Raw genomic sequence first — 19,202 nt, 5'->3', positions numbered from 1 at the left:
AACTTCGGCCGCTCGAAGCAGATCTAAGTCGGACGTTCGAATGTCCGCTTCCCTCCGGCAAGGGACCTTCTCCTAAAGATCATGTTCGATTCAAGCAACCATTCCTCGTCGGGACTAGCGGTCCAGATTCAGGTAACGCTCGGCAAGGCGAGACCAGAACGCGGCGCCCACAGCGAGGTTCTCGTTGTTGAAGTCGTAGTTCGGACTGTGCAAGGTGCGTCCCTGATCGGCAGGACCGTTGCCGATGCGCAGAAAACAACCGGGCCGTTCCTGGAGCATGTAGGCAAAATCCTCGCTTCCCATGAGCATGTCCATACTGTCGTTCACGGCGTCGCGGCCCACCAGCTCTCGCGCGACTTCGACGGCGAAGCGAGTTTCCTCATCGGAATTGCGGACGACGGGATACCCTTCGACATAATCGATCGTCGCGTCGACATCAAAGCTTTTTGCCTGGGCATGGACGAGCGCAATGATCCTGTCCTTCAACAGATCCCGGACCTCCGGGTCGAACGATCGTACGCTCAGACTCAGTTCGACCTGACCGGGAATAACGTTGGGCGCATCGCCGCCAGCGATTTTGCCGACTGTAACGACGGCTGACTTCGTCGGATCGACGTTTCGCGCGACCACGGTCTGCAACGCCATCACGATGCTCGATGCGGCGACGACCGGATCGTGGGCGAGATGTGGCCTCGCTGCATGACCTCCCTGTCCGACAATCTTGATGAACACCCGGTCTCCCGCCGCCATGAACGCGCCGGAGCGGAACATGAAAGTACCGGCCGGCTTGCCGGGGTGGTTATGCATGGCAAAAACGGCATCGCACGGGAACCGCTCGAAGAGTCCCTCCGCGATCATCTGCTTTGCTCCGCTGTCGAACCCGCGTTCTTCCGCTGGCTGAAAGATCAGGTTCACGGTACCGTTGAAACATCGGTTTTGCGCGAGCTGTTTCGCTGCGCCCAACAGCATCGCCGTATGGCCGTCGTGACCACAGGCATGCATTCTTCCGGGATGCTTGCTGGCGTGAGCGAAAGTGTTGGCCTCGCAAATCGGCAACGCGTCGAGATCGGCGCGAATGCCGATCGTGCGGCAGCCGTCGCCTATTGAGAGTGTTCCGACCACCCCCGTTTCCGCAATACCCCGATGAACCTCGTAGCCGTAGTCGCGCAGATGAGCCGCGACGAGATCCGAGGTCTGGTTCTCCGAGAAGGCGAGTTCCGGATGGCTATGCAGTTGATAACGCAAGCGCGCGAGGTCCGCCTCGTGAGGCACGAGATCGATCAATGATGTAAAAGGTTTGAACGGCATGGAGATTCACCAGGAGTGATAAGCGGGAGACGACGATCATGGCGGCGTTACTTGGCGAGCCTCGCGATTCAGAACGGCCCCCAGTGAATGAGGACGCCGACCATCAATGCAACAATGCAGATGACACCCCAGAGCAGGATAAGCGGCATGACAAAGCGCACCCATTTCCGAATGGAATCCGCGCAGTCGCGAGAACGGCCATCAAAACGCCGGATGTCGGATTGAAGCAATTCATGATCCCTTCGCCTAACAGCACCGCCTGCACGGTGACCTGACGCGTCAGATGAAGTGCGTCACCCAGCGGTGCGAAGACAGGGATCAACGCCGCGGACTCCCCCGACCCCGACGAAATCGCGATATGCATTACGGCCGCGCTCAAAAACATGCCGATGGCCGCGAACATGGGATGAAGAGGCGCCAGAATGTTGGACAGTAGATCGACGATGGGGTCGAGAATTTTGCCGTTGCTCAGCACACTGGAAATCGCGCGTGCAAGGCCGACGATGAGTGCGCCGTGCACCAATCTTCCGGATCCCGCCAGAAACTCGTCGGCGATCCGGGTAGGCCGTATACCGCAGATCAGGCCTGCGCCAATCGCGATGATCATGAACATTGAGATCATCTCGGTCTCTCCCCAATGCATCTCGATCGCGCCGAAAACAAACGTACCGAGGGCAAGAGTCGAAAAGAGGAGCGCCAATGTCTGCCGCCAGGTCGGCGCGATGACACTCGCCGGCATGTGGGGTTCGGGGGCGTCGCCGCCGGCAATGAGAAATCTCTGCGTCTGTGGCTCGCGCCGGAACGCCCTTACGTTCACTATCAGGAACACGATAGTGGCCACGGTAAAGAAGACGTACACCACAGCGCGAAACCCAATACCCGAAAAAATGGGCAATTCCGCCAACCGTTGCGACACCCCGGTGGTTGCGGGATTGAGAAGGGCGCTGTTGAAACCGGCGTACGCCCCCAGATAGATGAAGGCCACACCGAATACGGCGGGCAGGCGCATCGAGCGCGCGATCAGAAGCCCGAGCGGAACGAAGGCCACGACGGAATTGCCCACTACGCCGAGCGTACCCAGCAACGAAAAGACTGTACACACGGTGACGATGACTGATACGTCCCGCGTGTTCGATCCGCTGCCGATTCGATTGAGCGCGGCGCTTATCGCCCCCGATTTCTCAAGAACGGCGAGCGCGCCTCCGGTAAACAGGATCAGGAAGATGATCGGCGCCGAGGCGATCAGACCGTTCGCAATCGTCATGAAGACCGCGCCGGGTCCGATCCCGCCTTGCGGGACGCGCTTGAGGCTATGGGGTACCACGAAGCTGATACCGTTCCTGATCACGCGATCGTACTCGCCGGCCGGAATGATCCACGTGGCAACGGCTGCAAGCAGCAGCACCGCGAAGAGCAACACGTACGGACTCGTCGGTGTGCGTTGGACGGGCAAAGCATTACGCCGCTTTGCTGTTACCTCGACCGGTGTCATTTCGCTGGGATCCATTTGTGTCTCCTCTTTTGGGGGCGAGATCGCGAGCCAATCGGATCGGCGGCATGCGTGCCCGGTGCGGACCATTCGGATCAGGTCTCGCGCTGTGTCTGAAAGACCCGGAGTATGTGTCAGAAACAATTCGGAAATCGACACGTCAACATGCGAAAATGTTGCATTTGATGCAACAGGAAAATCCACATGCCGACTGAAGACCAGAGCATCAGTGAGCGAACGCTCGAGTACCTCAGCGCAGTGGATAAACATGGGGGAATGCGGCAGGCCGCCGAATCGCTGGGGGTAAACGTATCGACTATCAGCCGGCAGATCGCGTCGGCGGAACGTCAGATGAGACTGGCTCTAGTGTCGCGACGCGGGCGGAGCATCTCGCTGACCCAGGTCGGTCTGGCCGCCGTCGAGTACGGCCACGAACGGGAGCGTCAGGCAAAGCGCTTTCGCGCGCAGCTCGCTGAATATCGCGACCTACGGCGCGGACATGTCACGCTGGCTGTCGGTGAAGGCTTGGTCGGTAACCTGATTTCGGTGGTACTGACGCGTTTCCATCAAAAGTACCCGGATATCGCCATGGATATCCGCACGGGCCCACTGCCGGATCTGATTCGAATGGTTCGGGAGGATGAGGCGGACATCTGCGTTTCCATCGGTACGTCGCGCGATCCTTTGCTGAATGCGCGGCTATTCCAGCGTGAACCGTTGTGTGCGATTGTGCCCGCCGGCCATCGGTTCGCCGTGAATGCGTCGGTTCGCATTGAGGAGCTTGTGCACGAGCCGCTCATTTTCATGTCGGGCCAGTTCGCGGCGCGGGGTTATGTGAATGCCATGTTCTGGGACGCCGATCTGAGCGTTTCGCCAGTGTTCACCTGCGATCTCTTTACCGTCGCCTCGTCGCTTGTGGCACAAGGGTTGGGCATTGCGTTCATGACCAGATGGGCGGCAAAGGAAAAAGTCGAGGCAGGCCTCGTGGTGGCGGTGCCCATTCAACACCCGATCGCCGATACGTTCGAGCGCTATGTGGCGACGAGGGTGGGCCGAAAGCTCAGCCCCGCCGCCAACTTTCTGTGCCGGGAGATCGTACGACTCATGTCGTCTGTCTAGGTGGCCGAGGGCGAAATCGCAAAGCTCGATCCAGCTGGGTGTTCGATACGCGCGCCCAGCAATCGACACGGTTTCGCGGTCGCCGAAGGTTGGGAATCTTTGCTTACGACGGATGCTTCCGCAGTTCGTCACGTATTGCCGGCCATCTTCGCGCCCCTGACTCCAGGAGAGTAGGTGCCCTGAAGCAACGACTTTTATGCTCGGAGGCAGCCATTCAGATGATCTCTGTGCCAGGGTCCGAGTTGAGTCGACTTCAGTTCGCCGCATTCCCGGAGAGCAGTCATTCGACCAGTCGCGATCAGATGGAAGTCCAACGTCGGCAATGGCAGATGAACCGCTCTCGACCGCCAAGTTCAGAAACTGACGAAGCCCAGATACACCTGCGCGCTGACTATCGGCGCAGAGACGACCAATCGCCCGCATCTTCTGTGACCTCCGCATTCGCGACAACACGCCACCCGCCGCCGACGAACCCTTATCCAATCGGCCAAACGCAAACACTTAGCCTGCCTGGTTGAACGCTACGCGGCTGCCATGATTTATAATCATCAAGCCGTCGGGAAACACCCGGCGGTCAGGTGTGGAAGCCTGTTGTTCTAACCGCACACCCGCCTAGGCGGGTCGTGCGTCTACCCCTGCACGTCTGTTGTTTTCAATGGGCGGGCTGTGGTGGGGGAGCCGCAAGGCTCGCCGGCTCGTTAGAACACCGGTCTTCCAAACCCGCCACGTGCCCGCTCACCCACTTCCCCAAGCAAGCGAGTGTCGGGCGATCCAGGAAGTACCAGGGAGGTCGCGCCATGAACACCAAATCTACAAAACAATCTCAACCCGCTTCACGCCCGCCAGTCGACGCGCTCCAGTACGAAAAACTTGCATTGCAGACCTTCGACCTCTGCAACCGGCAGTTGAGCCAACTCAACACATTGATCACGCTTGCGTCCTCAATGTGTAGGAATCCTGCCATCACAAGCGACGAAAGACGACGCCAGCAGACCATGCTTGAATTGCTCGTCGACACAGCAGAGCAATATCATCGGGAGCTCGAATGCGACCGTGAGCTATACCAGGTGATTGCGCTCGATGCGAAGGGCGTCCCTCAAAGCCGCATCACCGCGAACCGTGCAGCGCGCCTGCTCGCAGAGGCATCACAAATAGCGGGGACGGAAACACCGGCAGCCAGGACACCCAGCCCGGCCAAACAAACGTCAGCCAATTCCGCGACAAACGAAGAAGACGCGGACCAACAACCAGCTCCCGTGCAACATTAAGCACCGGGAAGGCGGACGGCTTCAGTTCGCCGACCGCCGTCCATTGCGCAACCGCCCGAAAGCGGGCGGCCTTCCCATCACCACCAGCGAATAGTGCAAAGAAATAGGTTGAGCCCGAAGCAGGAATAGACCTACTGTCCCACGAGCGGCGCAACGCCGCCGGCATGCGCGGCGTCTGCGACATCGTGATGTGCCCCAACTGCCGCCGCCCCCGTTTGCCCCTGCACACGCGCAAGGCTCAACCGGAACTGCTTGCACCCCAGCCACAACAACCCAGCGGCCAGCAGCGTGGCCACGAGGTTAACAACCGACATCGAGTCACCAACCGCTTTCGGCGAACCGAACACCTTGTCCGTCAGCAACGCGACAAGCGTCGTGCCGATTCCCAGTGCGATGAGGTTAGAAACCAGCAGAAACACCGCCGAAATCTGCGCACGCATCTGATTCGGCGCGAGCGTCTGCATCGCAGCAGTCGAAGTCGGCATCGGAAACGACGCAAAGAACATCGCCACAACCAGCAGCGCAAGCGACACATTCAAACTATCGACCTGCGTGAAAGCAACAGCCGGTACCAGCATCCCCGCCGCGCCGATAAAACCCGCGAGCATCGGACCGTCCGTGCGGCCTTTCTTCATGAGCCAGTCGTTGAGCCACCCGCCGCAGAACACGCCGATGGTGTTCGCGACCAGCAGGATCGTGCCGAGCGTGTAACCAGCTTCAGCCGGCGTGAGGCCGAAGTGGCGGATATAGAACGCCGGCGTCCAGCTCATCAGGCAGAACAGCGTCATCGCATAGAACGAGAAGCCGAGGTAGTGGCAGGTAAACGTCTTGCCATGCGTCCCGATGAAGCGCAGCGAGTCGCCCATCGATACACGCTTTGCCTGGCCGGCGCCGTCCCGCACGAGTCCTCGACGCGCCGGATCGCGCACGGTGAGAATAAACAGCAAAGCAACCAGAAAGCCCGGCAAGCCGACGATAAAGAACGTGAGTTGCCACGAACGCACGTCGCCGAGAAGCGGCACGCTGACCGTCGTCATCTGTTTGAGCAGATGGATCACGTATCCGCCGATCAGGAATGCCATCCCGCCGCCAATGAATGAGCCCAGCGAGTACACGCCCACCGCGCGCCCCAGTTTTTCCTTCGGAAAGTAGTCGCTCAACATCGAATACGTTCCGGGCGACAGCGCGGCTTCGCCCACGCCGACACTCATGCGGGCAAAGAACATGTGGATGAAGTTCTGGCTGACGCCGCAGGCCGCGGTGGCGAGGCTCCATAACGCGATGCCAGTCGCGATGATGCGAGGGCGGGCGAAGCGGTCGGCGAGATAGGCGAGCGGCATGCCCATCACCGCATAGAAAAGCGAAAACGCGAAGCCTTGCAGCAGGCTGAACTGCGTGTCGGTCAGATGCAGATCCTTCTTGATCGGCTCGATCATCAGCGCGAGAACCTGTCGGTCGACGAAGGAAAACACATACGCAAGCATGCAGATCAGGACCACGTACCACTCGTACGTATAGCGCCTGCGTGCAGGGTTATTGCTCGTTGATACGGCCATGCCGGTTCTCCTGTGCCTGATATTCGACGAAGTTGCGATGAGGTTGCAATGAGGTGTCGAAGCAGCGTATGTAAACAAATTTCTGAAACATATACGCAAGGCCTGCGCACACACGGCGAGATTCCCCTGGGTCACTAAAGTTTTCCCCAGGCGGCGGCCGGAAAGGCTTGTCCCATAAGGCGAGAGAGGCCGTTGTACGGTGCGCGGCGCACGTCATTCGCGCTGTCTATAAGTGTTATATGTGCGCATTCATCGACGCTCGAAATTGGTGTTCCTAGACTCGCTTCGTTTTCCGTTCCATCAAACGAAGGGCTTTGGAGAAGACGGAAAACACGAGCGTCGCGACGGCAAATCCGCGCGGCAGTTAGAACCAGACTTTCGCCGGGACCAAGGGAATGACCAAACGGATGTGGTGCGTGTCGCTGCTGAGCCTCGCAGCGGCACCCGCGCTTGCGCAATCGAGCGTGACTTTGTACGGACGGATCGACACGTCGATCGAATACGCGAATTTCGGCCCCAACCATGTGGTGCGGATGGGCAGCGGCGATATCTTCGCGACGCAATTCGGCTTGAAGGGCAGTGAAGATCTCGGCGGCGGCTATCGCGCGATCTTCAAGCTCGAAAACGGCTTCAACTCGGCTAACGGCACGCTCGGCAACAACGGCGCGTTGTTCGGACGCGAAGCGTGGGTTGGGCTGTCGGGTCCGTTTGGCGCGATGCAGGCCGGCGTCAATTACACGGTGCTGCATACGTCGTTCGTGACCTACAGCTTGCCGGGAGACGGCGCCGGCCTCGCATGGGGCAATGCGGCGAATAACTTCGTCGGGCCCGCGTTTTTGCGCGTGAACAACTCGATACGCTATTCCTCGCCGCGAATGGGCGGCGTGCTCGTGCGGGCGATCGCCGCGCGTGGAGCGAATGGTGCATCGAACGTGCCGTCGACGCTGGGCGATACGTATGGTGCGTCGGTCAACTACGTGAACGGCAATCTCTCGGTCGACGCCGACTACATGCAGCAGACCTTCAGTCCGGCGAGCGCGGCGGCGCTGAATGCGAACAGTCCGACGGCCGCCGGTAATTACGCGCTTGGCGCAATTTCGTACGATTTCGGCTTCGTCAAACCGGCTTTCATCTATCTACGTCATCGCGGCGGGCCGGACGTCGCGACGAGTGTGAACGCCGCCAGTTCGAATCCGCACAATGATCTGTTCGAACTCGACGCCACGGTGCCGGTGGGCCGCTCGCTGGTATTGCTGAGCTACGGCCATTACCGGAAAGTGGCCGACAGCCAAGGCAATGCCGATTCGTTCGGCGTGCGCTGCGACTATCCGCTTTCCAAGCGCACTGTGCTCTATACGGGCGCGGCAATGATTCGCAACGGCGCACACGCGAACTTCACGGTTAACGGCGCGGCGGGTGGCGGGGTGTCGGTGGCGAAGGCTGGCGCGACCGCAAGCTCGGTGGTGGCCGGCATCATGACGGCGTTCTAGGCGGGCCGATCAAGCCGACCCGCCGATGAACCGGCGGGTTACTCCGGACGCGCTCAGGCGCTGCGTACGCCTTCCGGATTGAGATCGAGCGGCGCGCTGAGCCAGCTGTCGAAAGGCTCACGGGCGCCGATCCGGAACAGCTCCATGAGCACACCGCGCAGCCACCGGTGGCCGGGATCGGCATCGAAACGGCGATGCCAGTATGCGTTCACGGGCCACGTGAGCGCATCTTCGAGTTCGAACACGGCGGATTCACCGAGCGTGGAGAATGCGCGCGCAACGGTGCGCGGCAGGATCAGCGCGTAATCGCAGCGGCTAAGGATCGCCGGCACCACCATGAAGTTCGGCACGGCAATTCGCACGCGCGAGGTGAGCCCATAGCGTTCGAGCAGTTCGACCGATTGCGGGTGCGAAGTCACCGCGATGAAGTGCAGCCCCGCGGGCACGTTCGCATTCAACGTATAGCCTTCCCGCAGTTCGAACTGCTCCGCCACGCGCCGCGCCATCAGCAGCACATAACGCTCCTGCAGCAGTTCGCTATGGTGAAAGTGGCTCGACGCATGCGGGAAATGCCCGAGCGCAAAGTCGATGCGGCCCGATTCGAGCGCCACGTTGAACTGGCTGTCGTCGATCTGATGGGTTTCGATCACCACACCGGGCGCTCGCGTATCGAGTTCGCGCATCAGCGTCGGCAGGAACGCGGCTTCGGCGAAATCGCTCATATGCAGGCGGAACACGCGGCGCGACGTGGCGGCGCGGAACTGCGCGCCTTCATCGAGCATGTCCTGAAGAATCTCCAGCACGCGATCGATTGAAATCGCGAGGCGCTGCGCACGTGGCGTTGCTTCGACACCACCGGGCGTACGCACGAATAACGCGTCGCGGAACACGAGCCGCAGGCGGGCAAGCGCGTGACTCACGGAAGGCTGCGTGATTCCCAGCCGCAACGCCGCACGGCCGACGTTTTTCTCGATGTACACCGCGTGAAATGCCTTCAGCAGGTTCAGATCAAGGTCCCGTACACGCGGAGCCCCGGCGGTTTCTGCAAAGGGCAACGGGTCATGTTCGTGCGCAACCGAAGCGGTGGAGTCGGCGGACTCGGCGGAATTGGAGGGATCGGTCTGCATGAGAGTCAGTTGCGCACCATGCGCTTCGCGGTGGCCGATGGCAGGCAGCCGAAGCGCCGCGCGTACGCCTTGGCGAAATGCCCGAAGCTATGCACGCCGTGCTCGATGAAAATATCGGTCACCGACCGTTCAGGCTGCGCCTGCAGTGCACGGTGCACGGCCTCGAGCCGCCGTTCGCGGATATACCCACCGGGCGACGTATCGAGGAACTGGCTGAAACCGTTCTGTAGCGTGCGCGTCGAAACACCGGCGGCGCGCGCCAGGGCGTCCATCCGCAGCGGCTCGTCGAGGTGGGCGTCGATATAGTCGCGCGCGCGGCGCACGTGGACCGGCAGTGGCGCCGAGGAGGCACGGGCCAGCGTCGCGCTGTACGAGTGCGGCAACTGGCTGAGCAGAACGGTCATCAGCCACTGCGTGAGATCGCGGCCGAAGATCCGTTCCTGCGCGGGTTCGTCGAACTGGTCGCACAGATTGCACAGGTAGCGCAGTGTCGACAAAAAAACCGTGGTGCCCGTGTGGGCGTTGTCGAAAGCGAGATCGAACACGAGCGGTTGTTTGACGCTGTCGTTCAGCATCTCGGCAAGTTTGACCTCGAGCGCCTGGCGGTCGATCCGCAGGAGCAGGTTGCGGCAATCGCGGTCCGTGACGATGCGGCTCATGCGCGCGGGCGACGACACACTCAGGCTCCCGGCCCGCAGCGAAACGCGTTCGCCGCCCGATTCCAGCGCGCATTGGCCGCTGAGCGTGGTGCGAAACAGGTAGTGATTGCCGATGTCGCCGGCATCGATGTGAGTTTCGCTGCCGTAGTGGAGTTCGAGGAGCATCGCCTGATGGAGCGCGACGCCGTATAGCTCGGCATTGAGCGGGCCGCGGTGTGCGACTTCCATCCGGTGCGGACAGAGCACCTGTGAGACTTCCCGCTCGATATCCTCGCGGGCGTGCGATGCGATCAGACGGTTACGGTTTCTGCGTGAAATCGCGATTTCCATTCATGGGCCTCGAAGCGGGGAGCGGGCAGCGCGCTCATCATGCGATGGCCATTTTTTTCGCGCAAGAACGGATCGACCCGGATTGCGCGATTGTTCATCAGGCGCGCGACGGCGTTCTCATTGAGTTGCCGGATTTGAATGCCGCTTGCGCGCTGTGAAGCGTCTTTGTGCCGTCGACCCCGTAGTCTGACGATCATCGAACAAGGAGAAGTGTGATGAATGTCAGCGTACTGGGCGGGGGCCACGGCTGCTATGCGGCTGTGATCGACATGCTGGAAAAAGGCCATAACGTGACGTGGTGGCGCCGCGATACGGTCGCCGCGGCGCGGCTGCGCGAACTTGGCGCGCTCAAGGTCAAGGATTTTCGCGGCGAGCGGCGGGTGCCGATCGCCGCGCAGCCGGGTGCGATCCGTCTCGTCGACGACCTGGCGGAAGCGGTGCAGGGCGCAGCGCTCATCGTGATCCCGCTGCCTTCAACGACGCATGAAGCACTGGCGGCACAACTGGCACCCTTTCTCGCGGACCATCAGGTGGTGTTCCTGCCGCCCGGCACGTTCGGCAGCTATGTGTTCGCGAAGGCGATGCACGAGGCGGGCAACGCGCACGAGGTGGCCTTCGCGGAGACCGGCACGTTGCCGTACCTCGCACGCAAACATGGCGAGGACAATGTGGTGGTGAGCGCGTACGCCACGCGTCTGCCGAGCGGCGTCTTTCCCGCACGGTTTGCGACGTGGGCGGTTCAGGTGCTGCAGGAGGCTTATCCATCGGTCGAACCGATTGAGGATGCGCTGAGCGGCGCCCTGATGAACGCGGGACCGGTAATCCACCCGCCGTTGATTATGATGAACGCGGGACCGCTCGAGCACTTCGACGCCTGGGACATCCACAACGAAGGCACGCAACCGTCGATCCGCCGCGTGACGAGCGTGCTCGACGCCGAACGGATGGCGGTACGCGAGGCCCTCGGCTACGGTGCGCCGCATTTTCCGCTCGCCGACCACTACGCGAGCGAGGGCGACGAGTGGATGTACGGCCGCGGCGCACACGGCAAGCTGACCGATAGCGGCGACTGGCGCGAGGACATCGATCTGAAGACGCATCGCTATATGCTCGAAGATACGCGGCTCGGGTTGTCGTTTCTTGTTTCGGCGGGACGCTGGGCCGGCGTGCCGACGCCCGTCGCCGAAGGTCTGCTGAATCTGGCGAGCGCGGTGTCGGAGCGCGACCTGTACGGCGAAGGCCGCACGCTCGAGCGGCTGGGCCTTGCGTCGCTTTCACGTGAGGCGATGACGGCCTTGCTCGAACGGGGTTTCAACCAATGAGCGCAGCCGTCGAGATCCAGCACGTTCATATCCTCGGTGCGGGGCGGATGGGGCAGGGGATCGCGCTGGCTTTCGCTTATGCCGGTCTGCGCGTGACGCTGATCGACTTCAAGGAGCGCGACCCGGCAGCGCGTAGCGCCTTTGCGGCCGCCGCGCGTGGCGAGATCGTGCGGCAGTTGCAGACGCAGGTGGTGTTCGGCCGCCTCACCGAGGCGCAGGCCGCGGAGACGATGGCGCGCATCGTCATTGTGGATCGCGAGCGCGCGCGGGAAGGGCTTGCCGAAGGCGAGATCGTCTTCGAGGCCGTGCCGGAAGTGATGGAGGCCAAGCAGGTCGCGTTCGCCTGGCTATGCGAGCACGCTGGGGCGGACGTGTTGTTTGCATCGACTACTTCGACGTTTCTCGTGACCGAGCTTCAGCAGGTGGTCGTGCATCCCGGGCGGCTTCTCAACGCGCACTGGCTCAACCCGGCTCATCTGATGCCGCTCGTGGAGGTCAGTCGTAGCGATGCCACGGCGAAAGAGACGGTTGAGCGCGTGGTCGCCTTGCTGCGCCGGGTCGGCAAGGTGCCGGTGGTGTGCGCGCCGTCGGCGGGATACATCGTGCCGCGCATCCAGGCGCTGGCGATGAACGAGGCCGCGCGTATGGTCGAGGAGGGCGTGGCCAGCGCGGAAGACATCGATACGGCTATCCGTACGGGTTTCGGTCTGCGGTTTTCCGTGTTGGGTCTGCTCGAATTTATCGACTGGGGCGGCTGCGACATCCTCTACTATGCGTCGCACTACCTGGCGCGGGCGATCGATCCACGCTTCCTGCCCGCCACGATCGTCAGCGACAACATGCGGGAAGGCCGCGATGGCCTGCGCGATAAACGTGGCTTCTACGATTACGCGGATGTCGATGTGCCGGCGTATCTGCACAAACGGCTCGGTGAATTCAGCAATTTGCTCGACAGTACCGGGCTCGCGCCAGTGTTTAATGCCGCGTTGAAAAGCTGAACGGTGTCTGCGAAAAATGTTCGTTGAGGGCGATGCTGCGTGGACGCCCCTCATGAATCAGATGACGGCTCTATCGTCTGGATTCGCGGCTGTTGCGTATCGCCCTGGCGTTGTCCCCATCACTCGCCGGAACATGTCGATAAACGCGCTGACGTTGTCGTAGCCGAGTTCAAGCGCAATCGTGGTGACGGGTAGGCCATCCGCGACAAGCTCAAGCGCGCGAAGCAGACGGGCCTGTTGACGCCATTGCGCGAACGTCAGACCCGTCTCCGCGACGAAACGCCGGCTCAGCGTACGTGGCGCAACACCGGCCCACGCGGCCCATTCTTCGAGGCGGCGATTGTCCGAGAGATCGCTCGCCAACGCGTCCGTGATCCGGACGAGCCTTGGATCTTCGGGGCTCGGCAGACCTAGCGATTCCTCTTTCGCTGCGGCCAGTTCATCGACGATGACATCCGCAATACGCGTCTGCGCTTCGTCGAGTTCGATACCCGGCCAGGTCGCCGCGCGCCGCACGGCCTCGCGCAACAAAGGCGCAGTCCTGATCGCGCGAGGTTCACGCGGTAACGGCGCGCACCGCTCTTCAGCGATAAACACGCTCCACCCTGAGAACGGGCCATACGACCGCACCGAGTGGACGCAATGCGGCGGAATCCAGATCGCGTGTATCGCGGGAACAACCCACTGCTGCTTGTCGAGTCCGACCGAGATGAGGCCGCTCAGCGCGCCCATGAGCTGTCCGCGCGCATGGCTGTGCGATGCCGTCGCGCGAGCTTCGCTTTGCGTCAGCTCCGCCGCGGCGAGATAGGGACCTTCCGGCGAGGTCACGAGATCGGGACGAATGAGGTAAGAAGGCATGGCCGAAACACCGTATGGAATGGCCTTTATACCGGAGACGGGCCGCTTTTGCACGACTACACTGATTTCGTTCTTTTAACGACCGGAGTGCGGTGCGATGCGAGCAGAACAGATTCTTCCCGATCACGTCGACCAGGTCGACATCAATGGCACGACGGTTCGCAAGGGTACCGTCGCGGCTTTTCTCGCCAGTGCGCGTATCTGGAGCGATGAAGGCGCCAGTGAAGAAGCGCGTGCGGACGCCGAAGCGGACATCGTCGAAGGACTGCCCGCACTGCGCGCCATAGGACTCTTCGATGTGCTCGAGATACGTGATGTTTCACTGCGCAATTGGCTCGACGCACAGTGATCGGGACACAGCTTCAATCTTATCTTCGAGGAATTCTCATGAAAGCTGCAGTTGTCAAAGGTGCGGGCCAGGTACCCGTTTACGAAGACTTCGATCATCCCCATGCGCTGGCTGGCCATCATCTGATCGACGTCGCCGCTTCGGCGTTAAGCCGGATTACCCGCAGCAAGGCAGCGGGCTCGCATTACTCGGCTTCAGGCGCCTTCCCATTCGTGGCGGGCGTTGATGGTACCGGGCGTCTCGAAGACGGCCAACGTGTCTACTTCTTCGCCCCGCACGCGCCGTTCGGCGCGCTGGCGGAACGCAGCCTCGTACCCGAGGCAAACTGCATTCCGCTACCCGATTCGATCGACGACGTCACGGCGGCCGCCATTGCGATTCCGGGCATGTCGTCCTGGGCGGCACTGACCGAGCGGGCCAGATTTGTGCGAGGCGAGACGGTGCTGGTCAACGGCGCAACGGGCGCCTCCGGACGCCTTGCTGTGCAGATCGCGAAGTATCTCGGCGCTGGAAAAATCATTGCGACAGGTCGCAATCCGGTCAGCCTCGAATCGCTCAAACGCGCTGGTGCCGATTTCACGATTTCGCTGGAACAGGACGAAAGCAGCCTGAGCCGCGCCTTCGAATCGCATTTTCGCCAAGGGGTGGACGTCGTACTGGATTACCTGTGGGGACCCAGCGCACGGTCGTTGTTGATCGCCGCGGCAAAAGCGTCGGCTGACGCTTATCCGGTCCGCTTTGTGCAGATCGGCGCGATTAGCGGTGCCGATATCCAGTTACCGGCAGCCGTGTTGCGCGCGACCGCGATCACGCTGCTGGGCAGCGGAATTGGCAGCGTGACCTTGCCTCGTCTCCTGCATGCGGTGAAAGAAGTGTTCACTGCAACAGTGCCCGCGGGACTTCAGATTGCAACAGAGGCCGTGCCGCTTGCGGATCTGAACCTTTATTGGGGAAGTAGCGACAGCCAGGTCCGCACGGTCTTCACGCCCGGTTAGTTCGAGTTGCCGTTGCCGCGTCCAGAATCCCGAAGCAGACTACACTTGCCGTAAGCAAGGCAGACTACGGGCCACAGAGACCGGAGGAGACAAGATGGACCTGTTCATGTCGATGGAAGCGTTCGTGCGGGCGGCGGAAGCGCAGAGCTTCGCCGGTGCCGCGCGCCAGCTGGGCGTCGCCAAATCGGTGGTGACCTCGCGCGTCAAGCAGCTCGAAGACCATTTCGGCGTGCCGCTCTTTCATCGTTCAACGCGGGCCGTGCGCCTGTCGGAACTCGGCGAAACGTACTACCGCGAGTGCGCCGAACTGGTCAACAAGGTCCACGATCTGTCGGGACGCTCCCGCGGCGATCCGCAGGCGCTCGCCGGCACGCTCAATATCCACGTGTTGCCGGGCTTCGCGCTTGGGCATTTCTCGCAAACGCTGATCGAATTCCGCGCCGCTTACCCACGCGTCGAGTTCGTCGTGACCGTCAACGACCGGGTGATCGATCCGGTGCAGGAAGGCTTCGATCTGGCCTTGCAGATCTATCCGCCGGCTTCCAACCTGCTGGTGGAGCGGCGTCTCTTTCCTGTGCGTGGCGTGCTGTGCGCCGCGCCCGGATATCTGAAGGAAGAGCCGGTGATCGAAACACCGCTCGATTTGCTGCGGCACGATTTCGCCCGTTACTCGTACTACCCATGGGGCGACAAGTGGCCGCTGATGCGCGGCAACGAATGCTTCGAAATCGCCCTGAATCCCGTGCTCAAAACCAATAGCGTGCACCTGCTGCTCGAGTTCGCGCGAGCCGGTGCGGGCGTGGTCTATCTGCCGACAATGGTCGCCGCGGCCGATCTGCTCGAGCGGCGCCTTGAACGCGTGTTGCCGGAGTACGCGGCGCCGCCGCTGTGGCTGTCGGCGGTCTATCCCGCCTCGCACCGCTCGACCACCAAGGTCAAGGCTTTCGTCGACTTCCTGCGCGCCCGCTATCTGCGCGAACCGCAGTGGGACAAGGCGCTCGGCATTTCTCCGCCGGACGACGAGACCAAAAGCGTCGGCGAAGAGCTGGCCGAAGACTGAGAACCCCCCCGGCGACCCCTGGGAGAACCCCGCGGGTTCTCCACCAGGTAGTTTCCCTGGCGCGATTTTGAAGCACCCATGGTTCGCGTTTCCCGACCCTCAGATCATTGCTGTTGCGCCTGTCGCCACTTAATCTTCGATCCAAGCAACGCATTCGCGGATTCGTAGATCAACTGGAGGCAGACATGCAAGAGACCTGGTTCGGTAGCCTGGACAATTTCCGCAAAGGCTCCATCGAAATCATCAAGGGCAAACCGGAGCACTACGCGATGTCGAACGTGTTCGACGTTGCGAGCCGCGCTGAGCCTTACGAAAAAATCGTCGTCGGCAAGAATCTCAAGTACGTGATCGAGACGCTGCGCGCGGAAGGTTCGTCGCCGTGGTTTGCTGCGTCGCACGATGAATTCGCGGTCGCACTCGACGGCGAGATCGATATCTATTTCATCAAGCCGTCCGACGGCCCGCTGGTCGACGCGCAGACCGAAGGCAGCGTGCGGCTCGAAGGCCAACCGTCGGGCCAGTCGATGGGTTATGTACGGCTGCGCCGCGGCCATCAGGCGCTGCTGCCTGCGGGCGCCGCGTACCGCTTCGAAGCGAGGACGAAGGGCGTGCTGCTCGTGCAGACGATCCTTGGGCGCTATTCGGTCGAGAAGTGGGCCGACATCTGCATCCACTGATTCCCTCTACCCGATCGAACTATTCCTGGAGCCCATCATGGACAAAGCCAGCACCCTGCAAAACGTCACCGCGAGCGAGGCCGACGCGGTAAGCGGTTATCGCACGTTCCGCCTCGGCGATTTCGAATTCAGCCGCGATGCCTATTTCGCCACCGTCAAATGGCCCGCAAAAGGGCAGATCCGCTCGCACCAGATGCATGCCGACGACTTCCTGCGCGCCATGATGCGCGACGTTGCGTGGGGCTTCTTCTACGGCTGGGTCAACTTCGACGAGGTGATCGGCACGCGTAATCACTACGGCAAGGTCGACATGTATGCCGGTGCATACAACGCAAGTTTCAAGGAAGCGGGCGTCGACCATATGCAGCAGTTCGACACGCCGCTCATCATGGCGACTTTCAAGGCGATTCTGCGGGACTGGGTCAACGAAGGTTTCGATCCGTTTGCCGCACCCGAAGAAACCGGCTCTGCATTCGGCACGAAACATGGCGACAACATCGCCGCGATCGAGCGTACGCGGATCGCCACGAAGCGCATGCCGGGTCTCGCAGGCGATTCACCGTTGCGCGACGACTTGCCGGTCAACCGTCAGTTCGCCGATGTGGTTCAGGACGAACCCGAGATTCATGCGGAGCCAGGATTCGAGAGCGCGTTGCATGCGTTCAGCCTCTTCAAGTACCTGTCGCGCTCGGACGTGACGTGGAATCCGTCGGTTACGTCGGTCTGCCAGCAGAGCCTGTTCTGTCCGACCACCGAGGAATTCGTGCTGCCGGTGTTTCATGGCAACGACCGCGTGGAGTGGTTTCTGCAACTGTCCGACCAGATCATCTGGGACGTCGCCGATAAAGACAGCGGCGAGCCGCGTGCGCGCATCACGATGAACGCGGGCGACATTGCCGCGATGCCGGCCGACATCCGTCACAAGGGCTACTCGCAGAAACGCTCGATGCTGCTGGTGTGGGAGAACGCCACGCCCGATCTGCCCAAGCGCTACGAAAGCGGTGAACTGCCGCCGTATCCGATCCAGATCTAACTCTCAGACATTCCCTCCGATCGTCGATCGAACGGCGCCAGACCGCTGGCGCCGCGGGGATTGTCACGTCCAAAGTTTTACTTGCGCGGGATTGACATGCAAACGCAACTCTTTATCGGCGGCCGCTTCGTGCCGGCTGCAAACGGCGAAACCCTCGCCTCCCTTAATCCGCACGACAACTCGGTGATTGCCGAAGTCGCGATGGCCGGACCCGCCGATGTCGACCGCGCCGTGGCCGCTGCGAAGGCGGCGTTTCCGAAGTGGAGCAATCTCGCCGCGATGGAGCGGGGGCGGTTGCTGCTCAAACTCGCCGACGCAATTGAAGCGAATGCCGATGCGCTCGCGCGCCTCGAATCGCTCGATACGGGGCACCCGATTCGCGACACCCGCAATCTCGATGTGCCGCGCACGGCAGCTACATTCCGCTATTTCGGCGGCATGGCCGACAAGTTCGAAGGCTCGGTGATTCCGGTCGAGCAGGGTTTTCTGAACTACATGACGCGCGAGCCGGTCGGCATTGTCGGGCAAGTGGTGCCATGGAATTTCCCGCTGATGTTCACGAGCTGGAAGATGGCGCCGGCGCTTGCCGCAGGTAACTGCGTGATCATGAAGCCCGCCGAACTCACGCCGCTGTCGAGTCTCGCCATCGCAGAACTGATGGCGGAGGTTGGATTTCCGGAGGGCGTCGTCAATATCTTGCCGGGTCTGGGTCATGTGGCCGGTCAGTACATCGCTGAGCACCCTGAGATTAGCAAGGTTGCTTTCACCGGTTCAACTGCGATTGGCCGCAAGATTGTCCAGGCGTCGAGCGGCAATCTGAAGAAGGTTCAACTCGAACTCGGCGGCAAAGGCGCGAACATCGTATTCGGCGACGCGAATATCGACGCCGTTGTGCAAGGCTCCGCGTTCGCGATTTTCCACAACCAGGGGCAGGCGTGTATCGCCGGCTCGCGGATGATCGTGCATGAATCGATCGCTGACGAAGTGCTCGAGAAGTTCGCCGCATTGAGCCGCACGATCCGAATCGGCAATCCGCTCGATCCGTTGACCGAAATGGGCCCGCTTACTTCGCGTCAGCATCGCGATCGCGTGCTCTCGTTCGTCGACGTCGCACGTGAACAGGGTGGCCGCGTGCTGGCGGGCGGCAAGGCGCCGGACGATGCCGCGCTGGCGAATGGCTGCTATGTCGAGCCGACCATCGTTCAAGCGAAGCCGGAGCATCGCGTATCGCAGGAAGAGGTGTTCGGTCCGTTCATGACCGTCACCACATTCCGCACGGACGAAGAAGCACTCGCGATCGCGAACGGCACCGAGTACGGTCTGGGCGCGGGTCTCTGGACACGTGACCTGCAACGCGCGCATCTCGTGGCGCGCGAGATTCGCGCCGGCATGGTGTGGATCAACTGCTACAAGCGCGTGAGCCCCGCGTCACCGTTCGGCGGTGTCGGCGCAAGCGGCTACGGACGTGAGATGGGTTTCGAAGCGATGCGCGAATACACGCAGCCCAAGTCGGTCTGGGTCAACGTGGATGCGCAGATTCCGCCTTACTACCCGCGCTGAACCG

The 19,202-nt window shown here is 61.5% G+C and carries 18 protein-coding genes; 12 read left to right on the top strand and 6 right to left on the bottom strand.

Going from position 1 to position 19,202, the window contains the following annotated elements; all coding sequences use genetic code 11:
• Window positions 1–114: 114 nt before the first annotated feature.
• Both R8871_RS00345 and R8871_RS00340 read right to left on the bottom strand, forming a co-directional pair.
• Window positions 115–1,308, bottom strand: coding sequence for a M20 aminoacylase family protein (locus tag R8871_RS00345; protein ID WP_175048523.1), 1,194 nt, complete (start codon window positions 1,306–1,308; stop codon window positions 115–117).
• A 103-nt stretch (window positions 1,309–1,411) separates the two neighbouring features.
• Window positions 1,412–2,728 (bottom strand): YfcC family protein, encoded by a 1,317-nt coding sequence (locus R8871_RS00340; protein ID WP_217468876.1) that lies wholly within the window; start codon window positions 2,726–2,728, stop codon window positions 1,412–1,414.
• A 273-nt stretch (window positions 2,729–3,001) separates the two neighbouring features.
• On the opposite strand from R8871_RS00340, the gene R8871_RS00335 reads away from it, so the two are divergent.
• Both R8871_RS00335 and R8871_RS00330 read left to right on the top strand, forming a co-directional pair.
• Window positions 3,002–3,916: a LysR family transcriptional regulator gene (locus R8871_RS00335; protein WP_175048522.1), complete on the top strand. Its 915-nt coding sequence runs from the start codon at window positions 3,002–3,004 to the stop codon at window positions 3,914–3,916.
• A 797-nt stretch (window positions 3,917–4,713) separates the two neighbouring features.
• Window positions 4,714–5,184 carry a hypothetical protein gene (locus tag R8871_RS00330; RefSeq protein WP_175048521.1) on the top strand — a complete coding sequence of 157 codons (471 nt, stop codon included), beginning with the start codon at window positions 4,714–4,716 and terminating at the stop codon, window positions 5,182–5,184.
• 131 nt (window positions 5,185–5,315) lie between these two features.
• Here R8871_RS00330 and R8871_RS00325 read toward each other — a convergent pair whose 3' ends face one another.
• On the bottom strand, window positions 5,316–6,740 hold the full coding sequence (locus R8871_RS00325) for a spinster family MFS transporter (protein ID WP_175048520.1): 1,425 nt from the start codon (window positions 6,738–6,740) through the stop codon (window positions 5,316–5,318).
• Window positions 6,741–7,135: 395 nt separating this feature from the next.
• Here R8871_RS00325 and R8871_RS00320 point away from each other — a divergent pair, with 395 nt between their 5' ends.
• A complete protein-coding gene (locus tag R8871_RS00320; RefSeq protein WP_175048519.1) occupies window positions 7,136–8,230 on the top strand; it encodes a porin in 1,095 nt (364 codons plus the stop codon).
• Between the two features lie 53 nt (window positions 8,231–8,283).
• On the opposite strand, the gene R8871_RS00315 is transcribed toward R8871_RS00320, so the two are convergent.
• Both R8871_RS00315 and R8871_RS00310 read right to left on the bottom strand, forming a co-directional pair.
• Entirely contained in the window at window positions 8,284–9,357 is a 1,074-nt protein-coding gene (locus R8871_RS00315) for a LysR family transcriptional regulator (RefSeq protein ID WP_175048518.1), read from the bottom strand.
• 5 nt (window positions 9,358–9,362) lie between these two features.
• A complete protein-coding gene (locus R8871_RS00310; protein WP_175048517.1) occupies window positions 9,363–10,346 on the bottom strand; it encodes an AraC family transcriptional regulator in 984 nt (327 codons plus the stop codon).
• Between the two features lie 2 nt (window positions 10,347–10,348).
• On the opposite strand from R8871_RS00310, the gene R8871_RS00305 reads away from it, so the two are divergent.
• From R8871_RS00305 to R8871_RS00295, 3 genes are read left to right on the top strand one after another with little or no spacing between them, the layout of a single operon-like run.
• The gene (locus R8871_RS00305) at window positions 10,349–10,504 is read left to right on the top strand and encodes a hypothetical protein (RefSeq protein ID WP_175048516.1); all 156 of its coding nucleotides are present in this window, start codon (window positions 10,349–10,351) and stop codon (window positions 10,502–10,504) included.
• Window positions 10,505–10,561: 57 nt separating this feature from the next.
• A complete protein-coding gene (locus R8871_RS00300; protein ID WP_175048515.1) occupies window positions 10,562–11,668 on the top strand; it encodes an NAD/NADP-dependent octopine/nopaline dehydrogenase family protein in 1,107 nt (368 codons plus the stop codon).
• Window positions 11,665–12,666: a 3-hydroxybutyryl-CoA dehydrogenase gene (locus R8871_RS00295; RefSeq protein ID WP_175048514.1), complete on the top strand. Its 1,002-nt coding sequence runs from the start codon at window positions 11,665–11,667 to the stop codon at window positions 12,664–12,666. Before R8871_RS00300 ends, R8871_RS00295 begins: the two co-directional genes overlap by 4 nt.
• Before the next feature lie 57 nt (window positions 12,667–12,723).
• Here the strand turns inward: R8871_RS00295 and R8871_RS00290 are convergent, their stop codons facing one another.
• Entirely contained in the window at window positions 12,724–13,524 is an 801-nt protein-coding gene (locus R8871_RS00290) for an AraC family transcriptional regulator (protein WP_175048513.1), read from the bottom strand.
• Window positions 13,525–13,621: 97 nt separating this feature from the next.
• Here R8871_RS00290 and R8871_RS00285 point away from each other — a divergent pair, with 97 nt between their 5' ends.
• From R8871_RS00285 to R8871_RS00260, 6 genes are all read left to right on the top strand, one after another.
• Window positions 13,622–13,873, top strand: coding sequence for a hypothetical protein (locus R8871_RS00285; RefSeq protein ID WP_175048512.1), 252 nt, complete (start codon window positions 13,622–13,624; stop codon window positions 13,871–13,873).
• Window positions 13,874–13,911: 38 nt separating this feature from the next.
• Window positions 13,912–14,868: a quinone oxidoreductase family protein gene (locus tag R8871_RS00280; protein ID WP_175048511.1), complete on the top strand. Its 957-nt coding sequence runs from the start codon at window positions 13,912–13,914 to the stop codon at window positions 14,866–14,868.
• Window positions 14,869–14,962: 94 nt separating this feature from the next.
• Window positions 14,963–15,928, top strand: a complete 966-nt coding sequence (locus R8871_RS00275; RefSeq protein ID WP_093645125.1) for a LysR family transcriptional regulator — start codon at window positions 14,963–14,965, stop codon at window positions 15,926–15,928.
• A 185-nt stretch (window positions 15,929–16,113) separates the two neighbouring features.
• On the top strand, window positions 16,114–16,605 hold the full coding sequence (locus R8871_RS00270; RefSeq protein WP_175048510.1) for a cupin domain-containing protein: 492 nt from the start codon (window positions 16,114–16,116) through the stop codon (window positions 16,603–16,605).
• Between the two features lie 37 nt (window positions 16,606–16,642).
• Entirely contained in the window at window positions 16,643–17,638 is a 996-nt protein-coding gene (locus R8871_RS00265; protein ID WP_175048509.1) for a hydroxyquinol 1,2-dioxygenase, read from the top strand.
• Between the two features lie 96 nt (window positions 17,639–17,734).
• Window positions 17,735–19,198: an aldehyde dehydrogenase family protein gene (locus tag R8871_RS00260; RefSeq protein WP_175048508.1), complete on the top strand. Its 1,464-nt coding sequence runs from the start codon at window positions 17,735–17,737 to the stop codon at window positions 19,196–19,198.
• Window positions 19,199–19,202: the final 4 nt, after the last annotated feature.

Origin of the sequence: Paraburkholderia sediminicola, from assembly GCF_902859805.1 — a bacterium.
Classification (GTDB): Bacteria; Pseudomonadota; Gammaproteobacteria; order Burkholderiales; family Burkholderiaceae; genus Paraburkholderia; species Paraburkholderia sediminicola.
The sequence above is the reverse complement of the archived record's forward strand: the minus strand, read 5'-3'. Positions and strand labels throughout refer to the sequence as shown.

Bases quoted from the DNA above. Each gene is read 5' to 3' on its own strand.
- R8871_RS00345 (WP_175048523.1), bottom strand. From the start codon at position 1,308: ATGCCGTTCAAACCTTTTACATCATTGATCGATCTCGTGCCTCACGAG.
- R8871_RS00335 (WP_175048522.1), top strand. From the start codon at position 3,002: ATGCCGACTGAAGACCAGAGCATCAGTGAGCGAACGCTCGAGTACCTC.
- R8871_RS00330 (WP_175048521.1), top strand. From the start codon at position 4,714: ATGAACACCAAATCTACAAAACAATCTCAACCCGCTTCACGCCCGCCA.
- R8871_RS00325 (WP_175048520.1), bottom strand. From the start codon at position 6,740: ATGGCCGTATCAACGAGCAATAACCCTGCACGCAGGCGCTATACGTAC.
- R8871_RS00320 (WP_175048519.1), top strand. From the start codon at position 7,136: ATGACCAAACGGATGTGGTGCGTGTCGCTGCTGAGCCTCGCAGCGGCA.
- R8871_RS00315 (WP_175048518.1), bottom strand. From the start codon at position 9,357: ATGCAGACCGATCCCTCCAATTCCGCCGAGTCCGCCGACTCCACCGCT.
- R8871_RS00310 (WP_175048517.1), bottom strand. From the start codon at position 10,346: ATGGAAATCGCGATTTCACGCAGAAACCGTAACCGTCTGATCGCATCG.
- R8871_RS00305 (WP_175048516.1), top strand. From the start codon at position 10,349: ATGGGCCTCGAAGCGGGGAGCGGGCAGCGCGCTCATCATGCGATGGCC.
- R8871_RS00300 (WP_175048515.1), top strand. From the start codon at position 10,562: ATGAATGTCAGCGTACTGGGCGGGGGCCACGGCTGCTATGCGGCTGTG.
- R8871_RS00295 (WP_175048514.1), top strand. From the start codon at position 11,665: ATGAGCGCAGCCGTCGAGATCCAGCACGTTCATATCCTCGGTGCGGGG.
- R8871_RS00290 (WP_175048513.1), bottom strand. From the start codon at position 13,524: ATGCCTTCTTACCTCATTCGTCCCGATCTCGTGACCTCGCCGGAAGGT.
- R8871_RS00285 (WP_175048512.1), top strand. From the start codon at position 13,622: ATGCGAGCAGAACAGATTCTTCCCGATCACGTCGACCAGGTCGACATC.
- R8871_RS00280 (WP_175048511.1), top strand. From the start codon at position 13,912: ATGAAAGCTGCAGTTGTCAAAGGTGCGGGCCAGGTACCCGTTTACGAA.
- R8871_RS00275 (WP_093645125.1), top strand. From the start codon at position 14,963: ATGGACCTGTTCATGTCGATGGAAGCGTTCGTGCGGGCGGCGGAAGCG.
- R8871_RS00270 (WP_175048510.1), top strand. From the start codon at position 16,114: ATGCAAGAGACCTGGTTCGGTAGCCTGGACAATTTCCGCAAAGGCTCC.
- R8871_RS00265 (WP_175048509.1), top strand. From the start codon at position 16,643: ATGGACAAAGCCAGCACCCTGCAAAACGTCACCGCGAGCGAGGCCGAC.
- R8871_RS00260 (WP_175048508.1), top strand. From the start codon at position 17,735: ATGCAAACGCAACTCTTTATCGGCGGCCGCTTCGTGCCGGCTGCAAAC.